Origin of the sequence: Micromonospora humidisoli (genome assembly GCF_016900955.1) — a bacterium.
GTDB classification, from domain to species: Bacteria; Actinomycetota; Actinomycetes; order Mycobacteriales; family Micromonosporaceae; genus Micromonospora; species Micromonospora wenchangensis.
The window spans coordinates 602,559-625,919 of record NZ_JAFEUO010000005.1 but is presented as its reverse complement, the minus strand read 5'-3'; the positions used below and the strand labels follow the sequence as shown (position 1 = coordinate 625,919).

Here is a 23,361-nt window from a genome sequence, read left to right as displayed (position 1 = left end):
CGGATTCTTGACGTAAACCTCTTGATCACTGCGGTGAAGGGGCGGCAGGTGGGGGCGGCCAGGCCAAGGCGATCACCGAGGCGGGCTACACGGCCGAGAGTCTCGCCGGCAAGCTCGGTCTGCATCCGAAGACCGTCGCCCGTTGGGCAAATCCTGGGCACATTCCGCAGAGTCGCCACCGGGCCACCGTCGCAGAACTGCTGGAGCGAGATGTCGATGCCCTCTGGCCGGACATCGTCAAGCGGCGCGAGCCGGTCTGGTTCCGGCCCTGGGTCGACATCGAGCGGGAAGCCACCACCTTACGGGCCTTTCAACTTGCCTGGGTGCCCGGCCTGCTCCAGACCGAGGCGTACGCGCGGGCGACGCTGACCGGCGGAACGCTGACGGCCGAGGCGATGGACGAGCTGACCGATGCGCGGCTCGGTCGACAGGCGATCCTGCACCGTGAGCGCAGCCCCCTGCTGGTCGCCGTCCTGGACGAGGGCGTCCTGCGTCGACGGGTCGGTGGCAGTCGGGCGCTGATGGCGGCCCAGCTCGGGCACCTTCTCGCCTGTGCCGAGCTGCCGAACGTGCAGCTGCACGTCGTCCCGGCCGACGCGCCGAGCTATCCGGGGCTCGACGGGCCGTTCGTGATCGCCGACCTGCCGGAGGGGGCGAGAGTGGCGCATGTCGATGGTCCGGCGCAGGCGCAGATTCTGGACAAGCCCTCTGACCTTGTTAACCTTGAGCGGCGGTGGGAGCGTATCCGTGGGGAGGCGCTCCCTCGTGGACGGACCCTGGGTCTCCTGAGAGAAGCGGCTGCATCATGGACCTGACCGCTGCGCGGTGGCACAAGAGCACGAAGAGCGGCGGCAACGGCGGCAACTGTGTCGAGGTCGCGGGCAACCTTCCCGGTGTCGTCCTGGTGCGGGACACCAAGGACCGGGACGGCGGGGTGCTCGCGTTCGCCCCGGCGGCGTGGCGTGGCTTCGTCGACTTCGCGAGCCGGTGGGAGTCGGCTCGTGCGGCACGGTGACGTGATCCAGGAAGTTGATCTATAGCGCCCCAGCTCGGTAATTCTGCATCCCCGCGCACGCGGCGGTGATGGCCCGCCGGGCCCGACCGGCGGCGCGATCGCCCGCCTCCCCGCGCCCGCGGGGCTGGCTTCGCTGATCATCGACGACCGTCAGCCTGCGTCCCGGTCGACCAGCTGCCCGCCACCTTCCGGTGGGCCGCCGGCGCACCTCGCTGACCTGCCCGGATGGGCCGGGAACCGGACAGCGGGATCGCAACGTGCGGACCGGGCAGCCTTTTCCGCCCGGGTTCGCGTACCGTTGCCGCTCATGGGTGTGTCGCAACGGTTGAAGAGCAGGTTCCGCCGGTTCCTCCAACGCCCGGGGACGACGGTCGACCTGGCTCCCCTGGAGAAGCTGCTGCCGCGGATCGCCGCGCGCGAGGACGAGCTGTCGGCGCTGGACGACGAGGCGCTGACCGAGGCCGCCGGTGCCGCGACGGAGTACGTGGACATCTGCGCCGTCGGCCGCGAGGCCGCCCGCCGGGGCCTCGACCAGCGGCCGTACGACGTGCAGCTGCTGGGCGCGATGGCGCTGCTGTCGGGCAAGGTCGCCGAGATGGCCACCGGTGAGGGCAAGACGCTGACCGCCACCGTCGCCGCCTACGGGCACGTCCGGCTGGGCAACGGCCCGGTGCACGTGCTCACCGTCAACGACTACCTGGCCCGCCGGGACGCCGAGTGGATGACGCCTGTCTACCGGCTGCTCGGGCTGAGCGTGGGCTGGGTCAACGAGGCGTCCACCCCGGCCGAGCGGCGGGAGGCGTACGGCTGCGACGTCACCTACGTCTCGGTCAGCGAGGCCGGTTTCGACTTCCTCCGCGACCAACTCGTCACCGACATCGCCGACCGGGTCCAGCCGCCGCTGGCCACCGCCATCGTCGACGAGGCCGACTCGATCCTGATCGACGAGGCCCGGGTGCCGATGGTGCTGGCCGGCTCGACCGCCGGCGAACAGGACCCGGTGCACGCCTCCGCCGCGCTGGTGCGCGGCCTGCGCAAGGGCCGGCACTACACGGTCGCCGAGGACGGTCGCAGCGTCGCCTTCACCACCGAGGGCCTGGCCGCCGTCGAAGCCAAGCTCGGCGACATCGACCTGTACGACACCGAGCACGTCGGCCAGCTCTCCGCGGTGAACGTGGCGCTGCACGCGCACGCCCTGCTGCACCGCGACGTCGACTACATCGTGCGGGACGGCTCGGTGGAGCTGATCGACGAGATGCGCGGCCGGGTCGCCCAGCGTCGCCGCTGGCCCGACGGCCTGCAGGCCGCCGTGGAGGCGAAGGAGGGGCTGGACGCCACCGCCGAGGGCGAGGTGCTGGGCACCATCGCCGTGCAGGCGTACATCGCGCTCTACCCCAAGCTGTGCGGCATGACGGCGACCGCGGTGCTGGTCGGCGACCAGCTCCGGGAGTTCTTCGGCCTGGAGGTGGCGGTCATCCCGCCGAACACCCCCTGCGTCCGCGAGGACGAGCCGGACCGGATCTACGCGACCCGGGCCGAGAAGGAGGAGGCGCTGATCGACGAGATCCGGCGCTGCCACGAGGCGGGCCGTCCGGTGCTGGTCGGCACCCTCGACGTGAAGGAGTCCGAGGGGCTCGCCGCCGGCCTCCAGGCTGCCGGGGTGCCGTGCGTGGTGCTCAACGCCAAGAACGACGACGAGGAGGCGGCGATCATCGCCGAGGCCGGCGCGTACGGCGCGGTGACCGTCTCCACCCAGATGGCCGGCCGGGGCGTGGATATCCGGCTCGGCGGCAGCGAGCAGGTCGACCAGGAGCGGGTCGCCGAACTCGGCGGCCTCTACGTGATCGGCAGCGGCCGGCACGACAGCCGCCGGGTCGACGACCAGCTGCGTGGCCGGGCCGGCCGGCAGGGCGACCCGGGCGGTTCGGTCTTCTTCGTCAGCCTGGAGGACGACCTGGTCGTGCGGCACGCCGGCGACACCGTCCCGGCCTCGCCCCGGATGAACGCCGACGGTCTGGTCACCGACGAGCAGGTCGACTACGCGGTGGAGCACGCCCAGCGGGTCGCCGAGGGCGTCAACCACGAGATCCACCGCAACACCTGGCGCTACAGCGTGGTCATCGAGCAGCAGCGGATCGCCCTGGCCGAGCGCCGGGAGCGGCTGCTCACCTCGGACGTGGCGGCGCTGATGCTGCTCGACCGGATGCCCGACAAGGCCGGCGAGATGGACGAGGACCTGCTGGCCCGGGTGGCCCGCTCCATCGCGCTCTACCACACCGACCGGCTCTGGGCGGAACACCTGGCCGAGTTGTCCGAGGTCCGCGAGGGCGTGCACCTGCGGGCGCTGGGCCGGCTCGACCCGCTCGACGAGTTCCACCGGGCGGCGGTGCCGGCGTTCACCAACCTCATCCCCGAGATCGAGACGCGCACCCTGGCGACCTTCGAGGAGACCGAGTTCGCCGAGGACTGGGAGCCGGACGCCGCCAAGCTGGTGCGGCCCAGCGCCACCTGGACGTACCTGGTGCACGACAACCCGTTCGGCTCGGAACTGGACCGGCTGATCGCCTCCGTCGGCCGTCGGCTCGCCGCCGCCCGCTGAGCGGCCCGGGAACCCCTCCGGCGCGGGATGTGCCGGAGGGGTTCCCTTTACGCGGTTTCGACCCGGTTTTGCGAGGGTAGTAGCCCGGGGCCCACGACTCGGGAGAGAGATCATCACGATGACACAGGCAACGACGCCGGTGCCGGTCGGCAGGGGTACGACGGAGCCCGCAGGCCGGTGAACCTGGACATGCGGGAGCTGACCATCGACACGCTCGGGGTACTGGAGACGGCCGCCCTGCTGCGGGAGCTGACCGCGGGCCTGATCGCGGTCGACGACTTCGACGAGGCGCTGACCGAGCTGGTCCGGATCGCCGCGGATGCCGTCCCGGGGGCGCTCTGGTGCGGTTTCACCGCGCTGCGCGCCGGTGAGCCCGCCGGGGTGGCCGCTTCGGACCCCCGGCTGGCCGAGCTGGATGACCTGGGGCACGGCGCGGAGTCACCCGCGATGGACGCCATCCGCCGCCGCGAGATGATCATCGCGGCGGACCTGACCGTCGAGGACCGGTGGCCGGCCTGGACCGACCGCGCCCGCCGGCTCGGCGTGCGCGGGGTGATCTCCGCCCCGGTGGACGTCGACGAGCGGGCGATCGGCTCGATCAACCTGTACGCCGGCCGGCCCGGCACGCTGGGCACCCGGCACCAGCTCACCGCGATGCTGCTCGCCGAGCACGCGGGGTTGCTGCTGGCCGCCGTGCGGGACCGGGCCCGGCGGGCCGAGCGGGCCGGCGAACGCGACGGCGCGCTGCTCGGGGAGAACGTCGTCGGCCAGGCCGTCGGGGTGATCATGACCCAGCGGGGCTGCCCGGCCCCGGAGGCCCTCGACGTGCTGCGCAGCGCCGCGACCTCGCTGGACATCCCGCTGCGGGAGGTGGCCGAACGGCTGGTCACCACGGTCTCCCGTCCCCGCGAGTCCTGACCGTCTCCGGTCCGGTTGAGCCACTCACCCGGGCTGACCTGGCGGCATCGACCCGTGAGGATGCCGCCAGGTCGCCGCCCCTGGTTCCCGGACGCCCGCGGCCGACGGTGTCGTTTCTCCCCGGACCCGCGAATCCCGGCCCGACCGTTTCGTCGGAGCGACCCCCGGGTAGCACCCTGGACCGGTGAGCTGAGCCGATTCCGGGGAGGAAACGATGGAGAGCCGCCTGAGGGTGCAGGGGCATCCCATCCAACCGATGCTGGTGACGTTCCCGTTCGGGCTCTTCGTCAGCGCCACCGTCTTCGACCTCGCCGACGTGGCGGGCGGTCCGGCGTTCCTCGGCGAGGTCGGCTACTGGACGGCGGTCGCCGCGCTGGTGGCCGCCGGGCTCGCCGGGGTGGCCGGCATGATCGATCTGTGGGACGTACGGCCGGGGCCGCACCGTCGCACCATGGTCACCTTCAACATGGTCAACGCGGGCATGGCCGCGCTCTTCCTGCTGTCCTGCCTGGTCCGGGCGGATTCCCCGCAGCGCGGTGCGACCGGGGTGCTGCTGGTGACCGAGCTGGTCGCGCTGCTCGTCGGTGCGGTGGGCGTCGGGTTGGGTGCCCGGCTGATGCGCCAGTTCGAGTCCGGCCGAGGCGAGCCCACCGGCTTCGACAGCCTCGACGGTGTGCCCGCCGGCTCCACCGTGGAGATCCTCCGCCCCGCCCCCTGATCGCGCCCCGCCCCTACCACCGTCGCGCTGTCCGGCGGTGGTCGCGGGGGTCCGCGCCGCCCTGCGGTAAACGGGTTGCCGTGCCGAACGGCCCTGCCGCAGGGTGGACGGATGGTCGAGCCGAGCTGTGCGGAGCTGATCGCCGAGGCCGCCGCCGCCCCCGTCGACGGTTGGGGCTTCGGCTGGCTGGACGGTCGGGCCACCGAGGAGCGTCCACCGTGGGGCTACGCCCGTCAGGTGGCCGCGCGGATGGCGACGGTCACGGCCGCGCTGGACATCGACACCGGCGGCGGCGAGGTGCTCGCCGAGCTGCCCCAGCCGCCGCCGCTGCTGGTCGCCACCGAAGCGTGGCCGCCCAACGTCGCGGTCGCCCGGCGTACGCTGCGACGGGTCGGCGCCCGGGTGGTGCAGATCGCTCCCGGGTCCCGGCTGCCGTTCCGGGCGGCCGCCTTCGACCTGGTGACCAGCAGGCATCCGGTGGACACCGGGTGGGCGGAGATCGCTCGGGTGCTGCGCCCCGGCGGGCGCTACCTGTCCCAGCAGATCGGCGCCGGCACCATGCGGGAGCTGAGCGAGGCGGTGCTGGGCCCGTTGCCGCCGCCGGCCACCCGGCACACCGCGCAGGCGGTGGCCGCCGCCCGGACCGCCGGCCTGCACGTGGCGCGGCTGGAGCAGGCCACCCTGCGGGCGGTGTTCCACGACGTCGGCGCGGTGGTCTGGTTCCTGCGCAAGGTGGTCTGGACCGTGCCGGACTTCGACGTCGACCGGTACCGCCCACAGCTCGAACGGCTGCACGCGCACATCCGTGCCGAGGGCGCTTTCGTGGCCCACTCCCGACGCTTCCTGATCGAGGCCGTCAAGCCGACCGACGGGCCCGCCTGAAGGACCCGTGGTGGCGGGTGACGCCAGGGCATCCGGCGTGGGGACGGCGCGCCATCGGTTCCGGCGGGTCGATCACACGTGGCGGGTGGTGAGCAGGGTGACCATCTCGGGCAGGTCGAAGAACCGGGCCGTCTCCACCGCCGACGGGGTCCCGTGGTCGGGGTCGGCTCCGGCGTCGAGCAGGGCGCGTACCGCGTCGGTGTTTCGCCGGAACACCGCCGCGGCGAGCGCGGTCTGCCCTCGGTCGTTGACCCGGGTGTGGTCGGCGCCCCGGGCCAGCAGGGCGGCGACGGTCTCCGGACGGGCGTGGTAGGCGGCCAGGATGAGCAGCGTGTCGCCCTTGTCGTTGGTCAGGTTCACCGGCAGCCCGGCGTCGACGTGGCCGCCGAGTTCCGTGGCCTCGCCCGCGCGGGCCAGGTCGAACATCCGGTGGGCGAAGGCCAGCGTCTCGGCGTCGAACTCCTCGGTCATCCGCCCAGCCTAGAGGCCCGTGCCCCGGTCGCCGCCGGGTGACGGGAAGCGGCCGCCAGGCGTGTCCCAGCATGCGGTATTACCTACTAAACCTATAGGCTTTACAGTCTAGAGTGTCGGGGGACGCACCACACGGGAGAAGACATGACCAGCATCCACGCCACCGACCTGCTCACCGTCGCCGGCCGGTACGCCGACCCGGCCACCTGGGCGGTGCCACTGCGGTTCGACCCGACGCAGCGGTGGTACACCCGGCTCGCCTCGGCCGAAGACCACGAGGTCTGGGCGTTGAGCTGGCTGCCCGGCCAGGGCACCGACCTGCACGACCACGGCGGTTCCTCGGGCGCCTTCCTGGTCGTCGCCGGTGAGCTGACCGAGCAGACGGTCTCCGGTGGGCGGCTGCGTCCGCACCGCCTCGCCGCCGGGTCCGGTCGCCGGTTCGGCCCCCGGCACGTGCACACGGTGACCAACCGCGGCGACCAGCCGGCGGTCAGCGTGCACGTCTACCTGCCCGCGCTGCGTCACATGACCCGCTACCACCTCGTCGACGGGCGACTCCGGGTCGCCGAGGTCGCCCGGGCCGGCGTCGCCTGGTGACGCCGCCCGCCCCCGATTCCCCCACCCGCCGGCTCGCCCATGGAAGGACCGCGACGATGCCGCAGCACTGCACCCTCACCGAGAGCTGTCCGGCCCCACCCCCGGGTTCCCGCGGCATCGACGAGATCCTCGCCGAGGCCCGTACCCGACTGCGTCGGCTCGACCCCGAGCAGGCGCACCTGGCCCACCGGAGCGGGGCGCTCATGGTCGACATCCGGCCGGCGGCCCAGCGGGCCGCCCACGGCACCGTGCCGGGCGCGCTGGTGATCGAGCGCAACGTCCTGGAGTGGCGGCTCGACCCACGGTGCCCGGCCCGGCTGCCCGAGGCGGTCGACTACGACCTGCCGGTGCTGGTGATCTGCCAGGAGGGTTACACCTCGTCGCTGGCCGCCGCCGCGTTGCAGGACATCGGCCTGCACCGGGCCACCGACGTGGTGGGTGGCTTCGTCGCCTGGCGGATCGCCGGGCTGCCGGCCCTGGGCCCGACGCCGTCGCACCGCACCCCGTCCTTCGCGCCGCCGGTGACCGCCGGCCGGACGCCACACTGACCGTCGCGCCCCACCGGGCGTGGCGGACGCACCGCCACACAGGAGGCTCCCATGTCCCTCGTCGCCCTCACCGCGCGTCCGCACCCGCCGGGCCGTCCCGACCGGGTGGTGCCGGGTCGGCCCCGCTCCACGCCCTCGCTGACCATCACCCTCGACCTGACCGCCGGGCCGCTGACGCCCCGGCTGGCCCGTCTGGTCGACCTGCTCGGCGAACTGGCCGAGGCGGGGGAGGGGGTGGTCCGGCTGAGCGAGCCGACCGCACCGCGCCTGCTGTCGTCGCTACCGGCCCCGCGCCCGGCGCCGGTGGCCGGGGAGCCCGTGCCGACCGACGAACACCCGCAGACCCTGCGGATCTCCGCCGGCACCCGGGTGGTGCGTCAGGGCGACCGGGAGATCCCGCTCACCCGCATCGAGTTCGACCTGCTGCTGTTCCTGGCCGAGCACCCGCACCGGGTCTTCACCCGGCTGCAACTGCTCGCCAACGTCTGGGGCTACGAACACGCCGTCGCCCGCACCGTGGACGTGCACATCAGGCGGTTGCGCGCCAAGCTCGGCGCGGACAACCCGCTGGTGACCACCGTGTACGGGGTGGGCTACCGGCTCGCCGACGAGGCGAGGGTGCGGATCGACCGGTTCCGCTGACCTTGCGACCATTCCCTGACGCACCCGGCCCGCCCCGAGCCGGGTGCGTCGCGGCGTGCCGGCCGTGATCCAACTGGCGGGCACCCCCGTATCCGGGCACTTCGACGCTTCTGCTGTAATCATCTGGCTCGTACGCAGAGCGAGGGATCGGCTGCGAACTGTTCGTCAATTGTCACATTCATGCAACGCGGTCGCCCCTTGACCCTCGTCCAGGGGCCGGGAAGCATCGATGCAGCGGCGTCCCGGGCCGTGGGGAGATACCCGGACCCAGCCCAAGGAGGACCATGTCGGTCAGCCCCGCATCGTCGCGCGCCGGATGGCATACGTCCCAGCCCTCGGTCCCCGGTCGACCTCCCGGCGGTCAGCGACGCCCGGCCACCACGGCCACCCCTGTGCTCACCGTGACCCTCTCCATCCCGCTGGCCAGCGAGGAGTCACTCACCGCGCCGGCCCGCCGGTTGCTGGAGGCGGCCCGGGAGATGCTGGAACGCGGCGAGGGCACCATCGCCACCACCGGGGTTCCCGCCGAACGGCGACCCGACCAGGTCCCGGCCGGCCGGACGGCGGGGCGTTCCCTCGCCGCCACCATCCCGATGCTGCACATCCTGGCCTCCTCCCGGTCGGTGTTGCGCGACGGCGAGCCGCTGCCGCTGACCCGGCTGGAGTTCGACCTGCTGCTGCACCTGGTGGCCCACCCCCGTCGGGTGTTCACCCGGCTGCAACTTCTCAACGCCGTCTGGGGCTACGAGCACGCCGGGGTGCGCACGGTGGACGTGCACGTGCGTCGGCTGCGCGGCAAGGTCGGCGTCGACGTCCCGTTGGTCACCACGGTCTACGGGGTGGGCTACCGGCTCGCCGACGACGCCCGGGTCACCGTCGACCGCACCGGCTGACCCGTCGGGCCCGCCGCCGCCACCGCCCGCCGTCGGGCAGCCCCACCGGACCGCGTGCGTCGTGCCGTGCGCCGGCCACGAGCGGGTTCATCCACTCCCGGAGCCACCGTCGGGCAAGAATTTTCTCGCCCCGAGTCCCGTCGACCGGACCGGCGTCCGGGTCGACGGTGGGCCCGGCACGACGACCCGACAGGTGTCCGGGCGGACACCGCCGCGGGTGCGCCGGGGTCGGTCGTCGGCCGACGGGGCACGATGGTCGGATGCGTGTCCGTCCGATCTCACCCGACCGGCTCGTCGCCGAGCTGACCGAACGGCTCCTCACGGTCGCGTCCGGGCCGACCGTCGACGGGGCCACGCCGCCGGCCCACCTGCGGGTCGCGGTGGACGGTCCCCCCGCCGCCGCCCCGGACGGGCTCGCCGCCGCGCTGGTCGACCCGCTGCGCGCCGGGGGCCGCCCGGCGTTGCACCTGCGCGCCGGGGACTTCCTGCGGCCCGCCTCCGTCCGCTTCGAGTTCGGCCGGACCAACCCCGACGCCTACTACGAGGGCTGGATCGACGAGGCCGGCCTGCGCCGGGAGGTGCTCGACCCGGCAGGTCCCGGCGGTACCGGACGGGTGCTGCCCTCACTGTGGGACGCCCGGACCGACCGGGCCAGCCGGGCGGCCTACCGGGAGCTGTCACCCGGCACGGTGCTGCTGGTCAGCGGGGCGCTCCTGCTCGGCGGGGGACTGCCGTTCGACGTCGCCGTGCACCTGGTGCTCTCGCCGGCCGCGCTGGCCCGGCGTACCGATCCGGCGCAGCGGTGGACCCTGCCCGCCTTCGCCAGGTACGCCGACGAGGTCGCCCCGCAGTCCTTCGCCGACGTGGTCGTGCGCGTCGACGACCCCCGGCACCCGGCCCTGGTGCAACGGACCGACGGGGCCGGCTGAAGCCGCCGTGCCGGCGGGACGGGCCGGTGGGAGGGCCCGGTACGCCCGCCACGACGGTGACGGAACCGGTGGTTTGACGGGACGTGCCGGTGGGTAATCGCCGGACTCACACGGCACGGATGATCTCACCGTGCCCGCCGAGCCCGGAGCGTGCCCTCAGGTCGCGCCGGTCCCAGGAAAGGCAGGCAGCGATGCTCGTCCACGACACCGTCGGTACCGCCCGCACCACGGCGGAGGCCGACCAGATCCGGGCGTCCCTGCGGGCCCGCTACGACGAGCTGTCCGCGGAGTACGAGCAGGCGGTCGCGCAGAGCCAGGTGCTGCGGCTGGTGGAGGTCGGTGACACCGCCGGCGACGACCAGGCCGACAGCGGCACCAAGACCGCCGAGCGGGACACCGCCCAGTCCCTGCTGCGCACCATCCTCGACCGACGGGCCCAGTTCGAGCACGCGCTGACCCGGCTGGACGAGGGCACCTACGGCTTCTGTGAGGGCTGCACCGCGCCCATCCCGGTGGAGCGGCTGGAGATCTTCCCGTCCGCCACCTCCTGCGTCGGCTGCAAGCAGACCCGGGAGCGGCGGGCCGCCTGACCCGGCAGCCGACCGGCCACCACGCCCAACCCGCACCGCTGATCGACTCCGGGGAGTCGGTGTAGCGGCATCCCCGCGTGGCGATGCCGTCACATCGGCCCGGTGACCAGGCGGCCGTACCTCACCCCGGCCGGGTGAGGGCGGCTCACCCGACTGACGGGCAGCCTCGACGGTGCCGGCCGCGCCCGCGGCCGGAGCACGCCCCGGTCAGGTCGACGGCCCGACGGGGCAGCGGTCGGACAGGCCGCGCACGGGTACGGAGGTGACCGAGATGACGGCACGGGTGGTGGCGGATCCCCGACGTGGCGCGGTGCTGCACGTCGTCGGCACGGGTGGCGGCACCCGCCGACCGGAGCGGCCCGCACGGTTCGGCAGCCCGGCCCGGCAGGGGCGGGGCCCGGCGGGCCCACCCCGACGCGCCGACGACAGGCGTCGGGGCGGCGAGCCGAAGGACGGGGGGTGACCCGATGGCCGAGCAGCTGATGTCGGCGATCGAGTCCTCGGTGGACAAGACCAACCTGATCCTCAAGGACATCGAGGACGCGTACGGGTGGCCCCGGGCGCAGCGCAACCAGTCGTACGCCGCGCTGCGCACCGTGCTGCACCTGCTGCGCGACCGGATGACGGTGCAGGAGTGCGCGGAGTTCTCCGCCCAGCTCCCGGTGCTGGTCCGGGGCATCTACTTCGACGGGTGGCGGCCGGAGGACGTACCGGTGAAACTCAACCGGGACGACTTCCTCTACGAGGTCCGGCAGGGCTTCCCCTACGACGTCCAGGGCGGCCCCGAGCGGGTGGCCCGGGTGGTGCTGGACGCCCTGCGCCGGCACGTCACCCAGGGGGAGTGGCAGGACGTGAAGGCCGGCATGCCCCGTGACCTGCAACGGCTGATTCCCTGACCCGACCGGCCCTGGACCGCCGAGCCCGTGCGGTCCAGGGCCGGCGATCGGTCCCGCGCGTCGGACGGGCCGTCTACGGTGTGGTTAGAGAAGATCGTGTGGGGGGTACCACCCGCGTACGACAGACCCCGCCCTGCGGCGGGGCGGCACACCCGAGGGAGCACCCATGGCACTGAACGATGACGACATGCAGACCACCAGCGGCGGCGGCCTGGAGGGTCCGGCCGATGGTGGCGCGACCCCGGGTCAGCACGACGGTGGTGCGGACGGCAGCGCGGAGGGTCCGGCCGACGGCGGGGCGACGCCCGGTCAGCACGACGGTGGCGCCGACGGCAGCGCCGAGGGTCCGGCCGACGGCGGGGCGACCCCGGGTCAGCACGACGGTGGTGCGGACGGCAGCGCGGAGGGTCCGGCCGACGGCGGGGCGACGCCCGGTCAGCACGACGGTGGCGCCGACGGCAGCGCCCGCTGACCGACATCCATGACGACCATCGACCCGCCGGGCGGCCACGGCCGCCCGGCGGTCCCGTCGGCCGCGACGCGGGCGCTGGAACGCTGCGTCAGCGTCGAACCGGCCAAGTTCGCCGCCGCCCACTGGGGCCGCGCGCCGCTGTTGTCGCGGGCTGCCGAGCTGCCCAACCCCGACGGGTTCACCGATCTGCTCAGCCCGGCCGACGCCGACGAGCTGCTCAGCCGGCGGGGTCTGCGTACCCCGTTCCTGCGGGTGGCCCGCGACGGCCAGCTGGTGCCGGCGGCCCGGTTCACCGGCGGCGGCGGCGCGGGCGCGGAGATCGGCGACCAGGTCCTCGACGAACGTGTCCTGGAGCTGTACGCCGGCGGCGCGACGCTGGTGTTGCAGGGGCTGCACCGGCTCTGGCCCGCCCTGATCGACTTCGCCCGTGACCTGGGCACCGCGCTGACCCAGCCGTTGCAGGTCAACGCCTACCTCACCCCACCGGGCAACCAGGGGTTCGCCACCCACTACGACACCCACGACGTGTTCGTGCTCCAGGTCGACGGCCGCAAGCACTGGCGGATCCACCCGCCGGTGCTGATCGACCCGCTGGAGAAGCAGCCCTGGGGCGGCCGGGCCGACGAGGTGTCCGCCACCGCCGACGGGCCGGCGGCGCTGGACGTGGTCCTCGAACCGGGCGACGCCCTCTATCTGCCGCGCGGCTGGCTGCACAGCGCCCAGGCACAGGAGACCAGCTCGCTGCACCTGACCGTCGGCATCCGCGCGTTGACCCGGTACGCCCTGGTCGAGGAGCTGCTGGCGCTGGCCGCCGAGGACCCCCGGCTGCGGGCCGGGCTGCCGTTCGGCACCGACGTGGCCGACCCGGACGTCATCGAACCGGAGCTGACCGAGACGGTGGAGGCGTTGCGCGACTGGCTGCTGCGGGCCGACCCGGCTGCGGTGGCCGCCCGGCTGCGGGGTCGGTCCTGGCCGGCCGCCCGCCCGGCCCCGATCCGGCCGTTGGCACAGGCCGCCGCGCTCACCGCGCTCACCGCCGACAGCCGGATCGCCCCCCGGCCGGGGTTGCGCTGGCAGCTCACCCCGACCGCCGACGCCCGGGTGGCGCTGCGGTTGGTGGACCGCACCGTCACCCTGCCCGACCAGTGCGGGCCGGCGCTGCACGCCCTGCTCGGCTCCACCGGGCTGCGGGTGGGCGACCTGCCCGGCCTGGACGACGACGCGGACCGGCTGGTGCTGGCCCGCCGGCTGCTGCGCGAGGCGGTCGCCGTTCCGGTGTGAAGCCGCTGGTCTCCGCCCCGGCGTGAGTCACGGTCCTGGGCCCCGCTGACCGCCGCCGGGCGACGCCCGGCGGCGGTCAGCGGGCCGACACCAGCAGCAGCACCGTGGTCAGCACCCCGGCGGCCAACACGATCGCCAGCGGGCGGGGGCCGAGCAGCGCGTGCCGGCGGTCCGCCAACCGCTTCGCCGGGGCCAGCCCGGCCACCGGACCGAGCAACGTCACCACCAGCGCCAGCACCGGCATGCCCACCGCCAGGTCACCGCCGTAGCGTTGGCCCACCGCGCGGGCGGCGGCCCCCAGGGCGTACGCGACGACCGCGCCGGCCACCCCGCAGAGCGCGAGCAGCGGGTTCACCGACCCCGGCAGCTCACCGCGTTGGCCGGTCCGGTCCAGCAACTCGCGGACCCCGCGCAACAGCGGCACCGGGTCGCCGGTGACGTCCCGGGCGGGCCCCGGCGGGTCGCCGGTCCGCCTGGTGCCCAGCCGGGACCGCAGCTCGGCCCAGAGGTGCCCGACCTCGGCGTCGACCCGCTCCAGCATCGAGCGGGCGTCGACGACCTCCTGCTCGGCGTCGTGGAGCTGGGCGGTGGCCTGCGCGACGGCACGCTCGGCGGCGGCCCGCTGCTGGTCGTGCCAGGCCTGCGCCTCGGCCCGCTGGGCGGCCACCCGGCCGGTCAGCTCGGCGAGCCGGCGCACGTGCGTGGCGTAGGTGTCACTGGGGACCGGTTGGTTCATCGGGACGGTCCATAAGGGATGATCACCTGTCCGGTGCGGTGCACCGCCCGGTCGAAGAACAGCCCCCGCCACGGACGCGGGTACCAGTCCGGCCCGCCGGAACCGGGATAGAGCGCCGAGCCCAGCTCGCCGCCCTGCACGTCCAGGGCCACCCACGCGCCGATCTGGTCGGTGCGGGCGGCCGGCCCGCCCAGGTCGGCCCGCATCCGGGCCACCCCCCGCCACCAGGCCAACACGTGGGTACGCCGTTCCGGCCCGTCGTGCAGGATGCGGCGCAGCCGGTCCAGGCCGGTCGACCCGGGCGAGCCGGTGGCCAGCGCCCCGGCCGCCGCGTCGACGGCGAACAGCAGCAGGTAGTGCGGGGTGCCCGGGGTGCCGGGGCGGGTCAGCGCGGTGGCCGTCTCGGCCATCAGCTCGGCGACGGTCTCCTCGTCGTACCAGGCGGCGTCGTCGGCGAGGTCCTCGTAGAGGGCGCGGGCGGCCGGGTCGGCGTCCGGGTCGAGGCAGGCGATGGAGAACCGGGCGGTGCCGGGGCGGTGTTGCCGGGCCAGCGACCGGGCGGCGGCGTCGAGCACCGCGCACGCCTCGTCGACCCGGGTGCCGAGGACCGCGAGGTTACGGCCGGGCGCCCGGGGCAGCCGCAGCGCCGCCGACCGGGACTGCACGTCGATGATCTCCCCGAGCACGGCGACCGGGCCGCGCGGCGCGGCGTCGCCCGGCGGCGGGGTGAGGGCCCGGAAGTCGGGGGCCTCGGTGAGGCGGGGGATGGCGTCACCGTCGAACAGCCGTGCCGGGGCGGCGTCGGCGGGCCGCATCCGCCACAGCCGGTGCTGCAACTCGCTCCACGTCTCCCAGTCGCTGGCCGACGGGATGCGGGCCACCTCGTTGCCCTCGGTCAGGCCCGACTCGGCGTTGACCACCGCGTGGTAGCGGGGCAGCGCCTGCGCGGCGTCGTTGCGTTCGGCCAGGATGCGCAGCGCCTTGGGCAGCGCGATGCGCAGGGTGAACTGGGCGACCAGCGCGGGCCGGCCCCACAGCGCCTCGATGCCCCGGACGTCCTGCGAGGCGAGCACCAGGTGGATGCCCTGCGAGCGGCCCCGCCGGGCGAGATCCTCCAGCAGGTCGGCGGCCTCCCGGGCCACCACGTCCCGGCCGGCGAGCAGCGCCTGGAACTCGTCGACCACCGCGACGATCCGGGGCCAGTGCCCGGCCGGGTCCACCGCCCGCAGCTCGGACAGCTTGGTGACCTCGTGCTTCTTGGCCGCGTCGGCCCGCCGGCGCAGCTCCTCGGCGAGGAACCGCAGCAGCGCCAGGCCGAACTCCCGGTCGGTGTTGACGTTGATGCCGACCAGCCGCATGTGCGGCAGCCAGCTCGGGTCGCGCCGGCCCTGGGCGAACCGGGCGAAGGACACCCCCTCCTTGAAGTCGAGCAGATAGAACTCCAGCTCGGCGGGGGAGTAGCGGGCGGCCAGCGCGCCGATCCAGGCGAAGATGAGGTTGGTCTTGCCGGTGCCCGACGGCCCGCCGATCAGCGCGTGCGGGGGATAGTCGCCGAGGGTCAGCAGCACCGGCCGGCCATGTGGGCCCTCGCCGATCGGCGCGGTCAGCCCGTGGGCCGAGTCCTCCTTCCACATCTGCTCCGGCGGGGGGAGCAGGTCGGTGAAGGGCGTCGGCGGCGGGCCGGCGTTGACCCGGGCGGCGATCTCGCGGCAGGTCTCGGTGACCAGGGTGGCCGGCGGGGGCGGGTCGAGGCGTACCGGGGGGCCGGGCGGGGTGCCGATCCGGGTGCCGTCCGGGTCGGTGCGGATCCGGGTCAGGCCGGGGTCGTCGGGCAGGTCGATGCCGTGTGCCACCAGGTGCACCCCGCAGGCCGCGCCGGTGCGGACCACCCGGTCGAGTTGGCCGCGTTCGTGCCGGGACAGCTCGTCCCCGCCGAGCAGCACCGCCACCCGCCACGGCTCGGGCCGCCGTCCGGTGGCCGCGGCCAGGGCCCGCAGTGAGCCGTACTCACCGGCCAGCACCGTCTCGTTGATCCGGCGGATCTGTTCGACCAGGTCGTCGAGGAGCCGGGCCAGCCCGCCCGGCCCGACGAAGGTCAGCAGTCCGGCGGTGCCGAGCGGGGCGAAGCCGGCGAGCCCGCCGCCCAGGTGTTCGGGGTCGTAGCCGTAGAGCCGGACCGTGCCCGGGTCGGTCCGGCCGACCCCGCGCAGCAGCAGCGCCGACACCACCGCCTCGGCGCCCTCCCGGTCGTCGCCGTGCAGCTGCACGTGTCCGGCGTCGAGCAGCGGCACCAGCGCCGGGACCGGTTCGGCGTCGGCGACCCGCAGGGTGCCGACCCGCAGCGGGCCGGGGCTCTCGCCGCGACCGGCCGGGGTGACCTGCCAGTGGGACCAGGGGGCGCTGGCCGCGCCGGGGGCCTCCCGGCGGGCCGCCTCGGCGGCCCGGTGGGCGAGTTCGGCGAGCCGCGCGGCGTGCCGCCTGTCGATCTCGGCCAGCCGCCTGTCGCGTTCGACGCCCACCTTTTCCGGGACTCCGGCGGCGGCCCGCCGGACCCGGGCGAGCCGGTCCCGGGCGGCGGCCAGCTCCGACTCGGCGGTGGCGACCCGGGTACGGGTGACGCCGAGCGCCTCGGAGAGCATTCCGCGTACCCGCGTCGCCAGTTGGGCCCGCAGATCAGCCACGGGGGCCGCCGTCCGCCCACGGGCTCCTCGGGCGGTGGGTGGCCGGCCCGGCGGGCGGGGGAGTCGGCTCGGGCCGACGCGGCGGGGGCGGCTCGGGACGGCGCGGCTCGGTGCGCCGGTCGGCGGGTGGGCGGCGCGGCGACCGGTCGGGTTCCGGTGCCCGCTGCGGCACCTGCTCCCGCTGCGGGTCACGGTCCTCGCGGGGCAGGTCACGGCCGAGCCGGGCCAGCAGCACACCGGTCAGCACCCCGGCGGTGACCGCCGGGTCGGCGGCGTGCGGCTGCTCCTGCCCGTCCTCGCCCCGGCGGGGTGGGGGCATCCGGCAGACCCGGGTGAGCAGGGTGTGCAGCACCGGTGGCGGCAGGCCGGGCAGCAGGTCGCGGACCCGGCCGTCCAGTTCCCGGCGCAGCCGGGGCAGGTCGTCGGCGCGGGGCGGATGCCCGAGCAGCTCCCCGGCGAGGTCGCGCAGCAGCGGCGGGGCGATCGCGGCCAGCCCGAGGCCGACGTCGGCGTGCGCGGCACGCAGCTCCCGGTGCAGCCGGTCCCGGTCGCCGGAGCGGATGCCGGCGACGACCCGGTGCAGCAGTTCCCGGGAGTCGGCGACCCGCTCGTCCGGCTGCTGCTCGGGCGGACCCTCCCGGCCGCCGGTCAGCTCGGCCACCCGGACCGCCCACCAGCGCTTGACGGTGGGGTCCTCGTCGGCGTCCGGTGCCGGGGCGGCCGGCGGTGCGGTGGTGTCGCCCCGGGGCCCGTCGTGGCGTGGCGCGGGACCGTCGGCACGGGCCGGGGGCGGGCCGTCGGGGGCCAGCCCGATGGCGGCCAGGTAGCCGGAGAGCTGTTCCTGGGCGACCCGCAGGGCGTGTCCGGCCGACTCGGCGTGTTCGGTGGCGGCGGCGAGTTCCGGCACCCCCATCGGGTTGGCCGACTCCTGGCGTACCCAGCGCAGCCGCTCGGTGGCCTGACCGAACTTCTCCAGGGCCAGGGCGAGCTGGGCCAGGGGGAACTCCTCGGCGGCGGCCCGTACCTGGGCTCCGACGTCCTCGACGATCGACACGACGCCCCGCTACAGCGACGACACGTAGAGCTGCGCCTGTTCCACCGCGACGAGCGTCGCGGCGAGACATTCCTCCAGCTCCTGGCCGGCCTGGGTGAGGGAGGCCTGGGCGGCCTCGACGGTCTCGTGCCCGCTGCCCTCCAGCGCCCCGGCGAGGGTCTGCTGCGCCTCGGCGAGTTTCTCCCCGGCGGCCTGGACGGCGCTCTGCCCGTCACCGATCTGTTGGAGGGCGATGTCGATCGCGGCCTTCAGCTCGGCGACGCTCGCCACAGGTGACCTCCAGGGGGCGGGGAGATCTCCATTACAACGTATCCCCGACGGGGAGAGAACATCCGCCCTGGCGGTGTTGCCGCCCTGTTGTCCGGTTACCGCCCTGACGTGCGCCAAGCCGTCGACCCGGTCCCGGTAGCGGGACACCGAATCCCGTCGACGGGACCGCCCCGGCGGGGTGCCGCGCCGCCCACCCACGCGGCAGACGGGGGTCAGGAGGGCAGCCAGCGCGGGCCGTACACCTCGGCACCCAACTCGCCCACCCGGCCGCGCAGCTCCCGGTCGGCGGTGACCACCAGCCGTCGCCGGTCCGCCGACTCGCGGACCAGGTCGACGATGGTGTCGTCGCCGGAACCGGGGGCCGCGACGGTGCGTACCCCGGCCACGCCCGGCACGTCGCGGGCCGCGCCCTCCACCACCAGCACCACCTCGACGGGCGCCGGCAGCTCCGGAAGTACGCCGGTGTCGGCCACCGGGACCAGCCGGTCGCGCAGCCGGGCCGCCGCACCGGCCCGGTCGTGCCACCAGCCGTCCGGCCGGGAACCGACCACGTTCGCACCGTCGACGATCAGCAGCGGATGGGTGTCCATGCCCCCACCCTGCCACCTGTCGGCGTTTGTCGGGGCGACCGTCGGGTAGCCACCGGCGATCGTGTCGCGCCTGCGTGCCGCCCTCGGCGGCCCGGCCGCGCCCGAGGAGCGGAGGACAGACATGATGGGACCCGGTGACTTCGGCTCCGACCCGTGGGACGAGTTCCTGGCCCGGTACTTCGGCCGGGGTGAGGGCGGACGCCGGCCGGCCCATCGGGTCGACATCACCCGGCTGATGACCGCCGACGCCCGGGAGATGCTGGCCGACGCCGCCCGGCGGGCCGCCCAGAAGCACAGCACCGACCTGGACACCGACCACCTGCTCTGGGCGGCGTTGCAACGCGAGCCGCTGCGCGACCTGGTACGCCGGGCCGGCGCCGACCCGGACACCCTGGTCAACGCGCTCGGCGGCCGGGCCGACGGCGCCCCCCGCGGCGAGGTGCCACCGAACCTCTCGCTCACCCCGGCGGCGAAACGGGCGTTGCTCGACGCCCACCAGCTCTCCCGGGCGATGGGGGCGAACTACATCGGACCCGAGCACATCCTGATGGCGTTGCCGCTCAACCCCGAGTCGCCCGCCGGCCGGATGCTCGCCGCCGGCCGGATCCAGCCCGAGTCGTTGCAGGCGGCCGGGGCCGAACGCGGACCGATGGCCGGCCCGAAACCGGACCGGGGCACGCCCACCCTCGACCAGTACGGCCAGGACCTCACCGACCTGGCCCGCAACGACCAGATCGACCCGGTGATCGGCCGCGCCGACGAGATCGAACAGGCGGTCGAGATCCTGTCCCGGCGCACCAAGAACAACCCGGTGCTCATCGGCGAGGCCGGCGTCGGCAAGACCGCCATCGTGGAGGGCCTGGCCGAGCGGATCTGCGACGGCGACGTGCCGCAGACGCTGCTCGGCAAGCGGGTCGTCCAACTCGACCTGGCCGGCCTGGTCGCCGGCACCCGCTACCGGGGCGACTTCGAGGAGCGGCTCAAGAAGGTGATCGACGAGATCCGGGCCCACCGGGACGAGCTGATCATCTTCCTGGACGAGATCCACACCCTGGTCGGCGCGGGCGGTGCCGGCAGCGAGGGCGGCATGGACGCGTCCAACATGCTCAAGCCGGCCCTGGCCCGGGGTGAGCTGCGGGTGATCGGGGCGACCACGCTGGACGAGTACCGGCGCAGCATCGAGAAGGACGCCGCCCTGGCCCGCCGGTTCCAGCCGGTGCTGGTGCCCGAGCCCGGCGTCGAGGACACCGTGGCCATCCTGCGCGGCCTGCGGGACCGCTACGAGGCCCACCACCAGGTCCGGTTCACCGACGAGGCGCTGGTCGCCGCCGCCGAACTGTCCGACCGGTACGTCACCGACCGGTTCCTGCCGGACAAGGCGATCGACCTGATCGACCAGGCCGGCGCGCGGGTCCGGCTGCGCACCCGCACCCCCGCCTCCGACGTGCGGGAACTGGAACAGCAACTGGAGGACGTCCGCCGGGACAAGGAACAGGCGGTCGCCGACGAGCAGTACGAGAAGGCGTCCGCGCTGCGCGACCGGATCGCCGAGCTGGAGGCGCAGATCGGCCGGGCCCGGGGCGACGGCGGGGACACCCAGGTCCCCTCGGTCGGCACCACCGAGATCGCCGAGGTGGTCTCCCGGTCCACCGGCATCCCGATCAGCCAGCTCACCGAGGAGGAACGGGACCGGCTGCTGCGCCTGGAGGGGCAGCTGCACCAGAAGGTGGTCGGCCAGGACGACGCGGTCAGCGCCATCGCCGAGGCGGTCCGCCGCTCCCGTACCGGGCTGGCCGACCCGAACCGGCCGATGGGCAGCTTCCTGTTCCTCGGACCGACCGGCGTCGGCAAGACCGAACTGGCCCGCGCCCTGGCCGAGGCGCTGTTCGGCGAGGCCGACCGGATGGTCCGGGTGGACATGAGCGAATTCCAGGAACGGCACACGGTGGCCCGGCTGGTCGGCGCGCCCCCCGGCTACGTCGGCTACGAGGAGGCCGGCCAGCTCACCGAGGCGGTCCGCCGCCGCCCGTACGCGGTGGTGCTGCTCGACGAGATCGAGAAGGCCCACCCGGACGTGTTCAACATCCTGCTCCAGGTGCTCGACGACGGCCGGCTCACCGACAGCCAGGGCCGCACGGTCAACTTCAAGAACACCGTGCTGATCATGACGAGCAACCTGGGCTCGGAGCTGATCACCGGCGCCCAGCGTACGGTCGGGTTCGGGGTCGGCGCGCAGGGCGACCAGCAGGAGGCCGACGAGCTGCGGGAGCGGCTGATGCGCCGGCTCCAGGAGAACTTCCGCCCGGAGTTCCTCAACCGGATCGACGAGACGATCATCTTCCAGCGGCTGGAGGCCGAGCAGCTGCGCCAGATCACCGGGCTGCTGCTGGAGGAGACCCGCCGCCGGCTGCACGCCCAGGACATCCAGGTCGAGGTCACCCCGGCCGGCACCGACTGGCTGGCCGAGCACGGCTACCAGCCGGAGTTCGGGGCCCGCCCGCTGCGCCGGGTGATCCAACGGGAGGTGGACAACCGGCTGTCCCGGATGCTGCTGGAGAACCAGCTCTCCCCGGGCCAGCGGGTCACCGTCGACGCGCGTGACGGCGCGCTCGCCTTCGACGTGTCGGCCGGCGACCGCGACCACACCCCCGCCAGCACCACGCATCCGCGATGACCGGAGGGCCGCGATGAGCCTCAGTGCCGTGATGACCGGAGGGCCGCGATGACCGAACCCGAGCAGGCCGAGGAGTACGCCGAGCAGACCCCACCCATCCTCGCGCCCCCGACGGCGAACCCGGCCCGGGTCCAGGTGCCGCCGGAGGGCCCGGGGCAGTGGACCGACGACGGGGACCCGGCACCACCCGGACCACCGCAGGAGGAGGCGTGATGGCACGTGAGCAGCGACTCGACCCGGAGGTCGAGCTGATCTGGGAGGACTTCCACGCCGCGGTGAACGTCCCCTCCGAGCAGCTGCGGCAGTGGCTGCTGACCCGGGGGTCGGGCGAGCAGGCGTTCGGCCCCGACCCGGACCTCGACCTGCCCGAGCCCGGCCGGCAGATCCTGGCCGTGCTGCGCAAGCGCAAGGTCGACCTCACCCCGGCCGACGTCGAGGTGATGCGGGCGGCGATCGACCGCATCCGGGTGCTGGTGGACGAGAGGCCCGGCGACGGCAACGCCGACGACGAGTGGCGGCACGCCCTGCTCGACCTGGGCCACGACGTCCTCGTCGAACGCTGACCCGCCGACCGGACCTGGGACGCTGTCCCGGGCACCCGGGACGCCGTCCCGGGTGCCCGGCGCGTCGGTGGGGTTACTCGGCCTCCAGGCTGGGCAGTTGCAGGCCGGCGGCGTCGGCGGCGTCCTGCCGCTCGGCGCGGGTCTGCTCCTCCCGGGTGAGCAGCGTCGCGTACTCGGTGATGTCGGCCGGGTCGGGCACCTCGGGCAGCCGGCGCAGGAACGCCTCGACGTCGCGGGCGGCGGCGGTGTGCGCGCTGGCCGCCCGACGCAGCAGCTCCCGCTGGTCGGCGGCCGGATAGAGATCGGTCATGCAGGGCTGATACCCGCCGTCACGCCGTTCGCACCCGTGGGACCGGGCGGGCCGTGCCGGCGTCCCGGGCCCCGAACTCGGGATGCCGCAGCAGCCAGGCCAGGTAGTCCGGGTGCGCGGCCAGCGAGTCGGTGTACGCGGCGACCGCGTCGTCCAGCACCGCCTCGGCGACCCGGGCCGCCGGGGATTCCGGGTGCCAGCCGAGCAGCAGCCGCCAGCGCAACGGGGTGCCGGCCAGCCGCCGGGTCACCAACCCGGCGACCGGACGGAAGGTGGCCTGGCACAACGCCACCGCCTCCCCGGCGTCGACCAGGTCCATGCAGCCGCGCACGTCGGTCTCGTACACCTTGCGGGGGGTGAAACCGGCGCGGGCGCAGGCGGCGGCGAAGCAGTCGCCGAAGCAGCCGTCGCCCGGCGCGGCCACCCACTGCTCGTGGCGCAGCTCGGCCAGGCCGACCTCGTCGCGGTCGGCCAACGGGTGGGCGGACGGCAACAGCACCAGCACCGGATCGACCGCCACCTCCCGCCAGGCCAGCCCGAACTCCGCAGGTGGGGCGGCGTCGCCGCAGACGCCGGTCAGCGCGAAGTCGAGCCGGCCACCGGCGACCAGGGCGGCCAGCTCGTCGGCCGACCACGACGCGTACGTGGTGATCTGCGCATGCGGCTGCTCGGCGGCGAGCCGGTGCACCAGCCGGCCCAGGATCGGGCTGTTCACCCCGCCGAACCGGTACCGGCCGAGGGCGTCGTCGGCCCCCGCCAGCCGGGCCGCCTCGTCCTGGAGGCCCTTCATCGCCGGCAGCAGCACCCGGGCCCGGGACAGCACCAGCTCGCCCAGGGCGGTCGGCCGGGCACCCCGCCTGTCGCGTTCGAACAGCGGACCGCCCAGCGCCCGCTCGATGCGTTGAAGCTGGGCGGTCAGGGCCGGCTGGGCCAGGCCGAGGGTGGACGCGGCCTTCGTCACGCTGCCCGTCTCGGCGATAGCGCAGACCACCCGGAGGTGACGCAGCTCCAGATTCATATGGTGACGGTATG

General features: G+C 74.7%; 27 protein-coding genes. 19 read left to right on the top strand and 8 right to left on the bottom strand.

What is annotated here, in order from left to right; all coding sequences use genetic code 11:
• Positions 1-71 precede the first annotated feature (71 nt).
• The 6 genes from JQN84_RS21475 to JQN84_RS21450 all read left to right on the top strand — a co-directional run bounded on the left by JQN84_RS21475 (position 72) and on the right by JQN84_RS21450 (position 6,132).
• Complete coding sequence (locus tag JQN84_RS21475) at positions 72-815, top strand: DUF5753 domain-containing protein (protein WP_204960350.1); 744 nt, start codon at positions 72-74, stop codon at positions 813-815.
• On the top strand, positions 806-1,015 hold the full coding sequence (locus JQN84_RS21470) for a DUF397 domain-containing protein (RefSeq protein ID WP_204960286.1): 210 nt from the start codon (positions 806-808) through the stop codon (positions 1,013-1,015). Before JQN84_RS21475 ends, JQN84_RS21470 begins: the two co-directional genes overlap by 10 nt.
• Positions 1,016-1,322: 307 nt before the next feature.
• Complete coding sequence (gene secA2, locus JQN84_RS21465) at positions 1,323-3,614, top strand: accessory Sec system translocase SecA2 (RefSeq protein WP_204960285.1); 2,292 nt, start codon at positions 1,323-1,325, stop codon at positions 3,612-3,614.
• A gap of 177 nt (positions 3,615-3,791) precedes the next feature.
• Positions 3,792-4,532, top strand: coding sequence for a GAF and ANTAR domain-containing protein (locus JQN84_RS21460; protein WP_204960284.1), 741 nt, complete (start codon positions 3,792-3,794; stop codon positions 4,530-4,532).
• Positions 4,533-4,746: 214 nt separating this feature from the next.
• The gene (locus JQN84_RS21455; RefSeq protein WP_204960283.1) at positions 4,747-5,250 is read left to right on the top strand and encodes a DUF2231 domain-containing protein; all 504 of its coding nucleotides are present in this window, start codon (positions 4,747-4,749) and stop codon (positions 5,248-5,250) included.
• A 111-nt stretch (positions 5,251-5,361) separates the two neighbouring features.
• The gene (locus JQN84_RS21450) at positions 5,362-6,132 is read left to right on the top strand and encodes a class I SAM-dependent methyltransferase (protein ID WP_204960282.1); all 771 of its coding nucleotides are present in this window, start codon (positions 5,362-5,364) and stop codon (positions 6,130-6,132) included.
• A 72-nt stretch (positions 6,133-6,204) separates the two neighbouring features.
• On the opposite strand, the gene JQN84_RS21445 is transcribed toward JQN84_RS21450, so the two are convergent.
• Positions 6,205-6,603, bottom strand: a complete 399-nt coding sequence (locus JQN84_RS21445) for an ankyrin repeat domain-containing protein (RefSeq protein ID WP_204960281.1) — start codon at positions 6,601-6,603, stop codon at positions 6,205-6,207.
• 144 nt (positions 6,604-6,747) lie between these two features.
• Between JQN84_RS21445 and JQN84_RS21440 the strand changes: the two genes are divergently transcribed.
• The 10 genes from JQN84_RS21440 (at position 6,748) to JQN84_RS21395 (ending at position 13,451) form a co-directional block, all read left to right on the top strand.
• The gene (locus JQN84_RS21440) at positions 6,748-7,200 is read left to right on the top strand and encodes a cysteine dioxygenase (protein ID WP_204960280.1); all 453 of its coding nucleotides are present in this window, start codon (positions 6,748-6,750) and stop codon (positions 7,198-7,200) included.
• Positions 7,201-7,256: 56 nt separating this feature from the next.
• Positions 7,257-7,748 (top strand): rhodanese-like domain-containing protein, encoded by a 492-nt coding sequence (locus JQN84_RS21435; RefSeq protein WP_204960279.1) that lies wholly within the window; start codon positions 7,257-7,259, stop codon positions 7,746-7,748.
• Between the two features lie 51 nt (positions 7,749-7,799).
• The gene (locus JQN84_RS21430) at positions 7,800-8,390 is read left to right on the top strand and encodes a winged helix-turn-helix domain-containing protein (protein ID WP_204960278.1); all 591 of its coding nucleotides are present in this window, start codon (positions 7,800-7,802) and stop codon (positions 8,388-8,390) included.
• A gap of 284 nt (positions 8,391-8,674) precedes the next feature.
• On the top strand, positions 8,675-9,283 hold the full coding sequence (locus tag JQN84_RS21425) for a winged helix-turn-helix domain-containing protein (protein ID WP_204960277.1): 609 nt from the start codon (positions 8,675-8,677) through the stop codon (positions 9,281-9,283).
• 260 nt (positions 9,284-9,543) lie between these two features.
• Positions 9,544-10,212, top strand: coding sequence for a nucleoside/nucleotide kinase family protein (locus JQN84_RS21420; protein WP_204960276.1), 669 nt, complete (start codon positions 9,544-9,546; stop codon positions 10,210-10,212).
• A gap of 191 nt (positions 10,213-10,403) precedes the next feature.
• Positions 10,404-10,802 carry a TraR/DksA family transcriptional regulator gene (locus tag JQN84_RS21415; protein WP_088647439.1) on the top strand — a complete coding sequence of 133 codons (399 nt, stop codon included), beginning with the start codon at positions 10,404-10,406 and terminating at the stop codon, positions 10,800-10,802.
• Positions 10,803-11,073: 271 nt separating this feature from the next.
• On the top strand, positions 11,074-11,265 hold the full coding sequence (locus JQN84_RS21410) for a hypothetical protein (RefSeq protein WP_204960275.1): 192 nt from the start codon (positions 11,074-11,076) through the stop codon (positions 11,263-11,265).
• A gap of 4 nt (positions 11,266-11,269) precedes the next feature.
• Entirely contained in the window at positions 11,270-11,698 is a 429-nt protein-coding gene (locus tag JQN84_RS21405; protein WP_204960274.1) for a DUF2267 domain-containing protein, read from the top strand.
• Positions 11,699-11,864: 166 nt separating this feature from the next.
• Positions 11,865-12,170 carry a hypothetical protein gene (locus tag JQN84_RS21400; RefSeq protein WP_145920322.1) on the top strand — a complete coding sequence of 102 codons (306 nt, stop codon included), beginning with the start codon at positions 11,865-11,867 and terminating at the stop codon, positions 12,168-12,170.
• Positions 12,171-12,179: 9 nt separating this feature from the next.
• A complete protein-coding gene (locus JQN84_RS21395) occupies positions 12,180-13,451 on the top strand; it encodes a cupin domain-containing protein (RefSeq protein ID WP_204960273.1) in 1,272 nt (423 codons plus the stop codon).
• 76 nt (positions 13,452-13,527) lie between these two features.
• Here JQN84_RS21395 and JQN84_RS21390 read toward each other — a convergent pair whose 3' ends face one another.
• The 5 genes from JQN84_RS21390 to JQN84_RS21370 form a co-directional block, all read right to left on the bottom strand.
• Positions 13,528-14,187: a hypothetical protein gene (locus tag JQN84_RS21390; protein ID WP_204960272.1), complete on the bottom strand. Its 660-nt coding sequence runs from the start codon at positions 14,185-14,187 to the stop codon at positions 13,528-13,530.
• Positions 14,184-16,868: an FtsK/SpoIIIE domain-containing protein gene (locus tag JQN84_RS21385; protein WP_204960271.1), complete on the bottom strand. Its 2,685-nt coding sequence runs from the start codon at positions 16,866-16,868 to the stop codon at positions 14,184-14,186. The genes JQN84_RS21390 and JQN84_RS21385 overlap by 4 nt, the downstream gene beginning before the upstream one ends.
• Positions 16,861-17,922, bottom strand: a complete 1,062-nt coding sequence (locus tag JQN84_RS21380; RefSeq protein WP_281898097.1) for a hypothetical protein — start codon at positions 17,920-17,922, stop codon at positions 16,861-16,863. The genes JQN84_RS21385 and JQN84_RS21380 overlap by 8 nt, the downstream gene beginning before the upstream one ends.
• A 9-nt stretch (positions 17,923-17,931) precedes the next feature.
• On the bottom strand, positions 17,932-18,192 hold the full coding sequence (locus tag JQN84_RS21375; protein ID WP_088646224.1) for a hypothetical protein: 261 nt from the start codon (positions 18,190-18,192) through the stop codon (positions 17,932-17,934).
• A 212-nt stretch (positions 18,193-18,404) separates the two neighbouring features.
• The gene (locus JQN84_RS21370) at positions 18,405-18,782 is read right to left on the bottom strand and encodes a hypothetical protein (protein WP_204960270.1); all 378 of its coding nucleotides are present in this window, start codon (positions 18,780-18,782) and stop codon (positions 18,405-18,407) included.
• Positions 18,783-18,903: 121 nt separating this feature from the next.
• Between JQN84_RS21370 and JQN84_RS21365 the strand changes: the two genes are divergently transcribed.
• From JQN84_RS21365 to JQN84_RS21355, 3 genes are read left to right on the top strand one after another with little or no spacing between them, the layout of a single operon-like run.
• On the top strand, positions 18,904-21,456 hold the full coding sequence (locus JQN84_RS21365) for an ATP-dependent Clp protease ATP-binding subunit (protein ID WP_204960269.1): 2,553 nt from the start codon (positions 18,904-18,906) through the stop codon (positions 21,454-21,456).
• A 48-nt stretch (positions 21,457-21,504) separates the two neighbouring features.
• Entirely contained in the window at positions 21,505-21,669 is a 165-nt protein-coding gene (locus JQN84_RS21360; RefSeq protein ID WP_204960268.1) for a hypothetical protein, read from the top strand.
• Positions 21,669-22,019, top strand: coding sequence for a DUF3140 domain-containing protein (locus JQN84_RS21355; protein ID WP_204960267.1), 351 nt, complete (start codon positions 21,669-21,671; stop codon positions 22,017-22,019). The genes JQN84_RS21360 and JQN84_RS21355 overlap by 1 nt, the downstream gene beginning before the upstream one ends.
• Positions 22,020-22,092: 73 nt before the next feature.
• Here JQN84_RS21355 and JQN84_RS21350 read toward each other — a convergent pair whose 3' ends face one another.
• Positions 22,093-22,329 (bottom strand): hypothetical protein, encoded by a 237-nt coding sequence (locus tag JQN84_RS21350; protein WP_204960266.1) that lies wholly within the window; start codon positions 22,327-22,329, stop codon positions 22,093-22,095.
• 19 nt (positions 22,330-22,348) lie between these two features.
• Positions 22,349-23,347 carry a LysR family transcriptional regulator gene (locus JQN84_RS21345; RefSeq protein WP_204960265.1) on the bottom strand — a complete coding sequence of 333 codons (999 nt, stop codon included), beginning with the start codon at positions 23,345-23,347 and terminating at the stop codon, positions 22,349-22,351.
• Positions 23,348-23,361 lie beyond the last annotated feature (14 nt).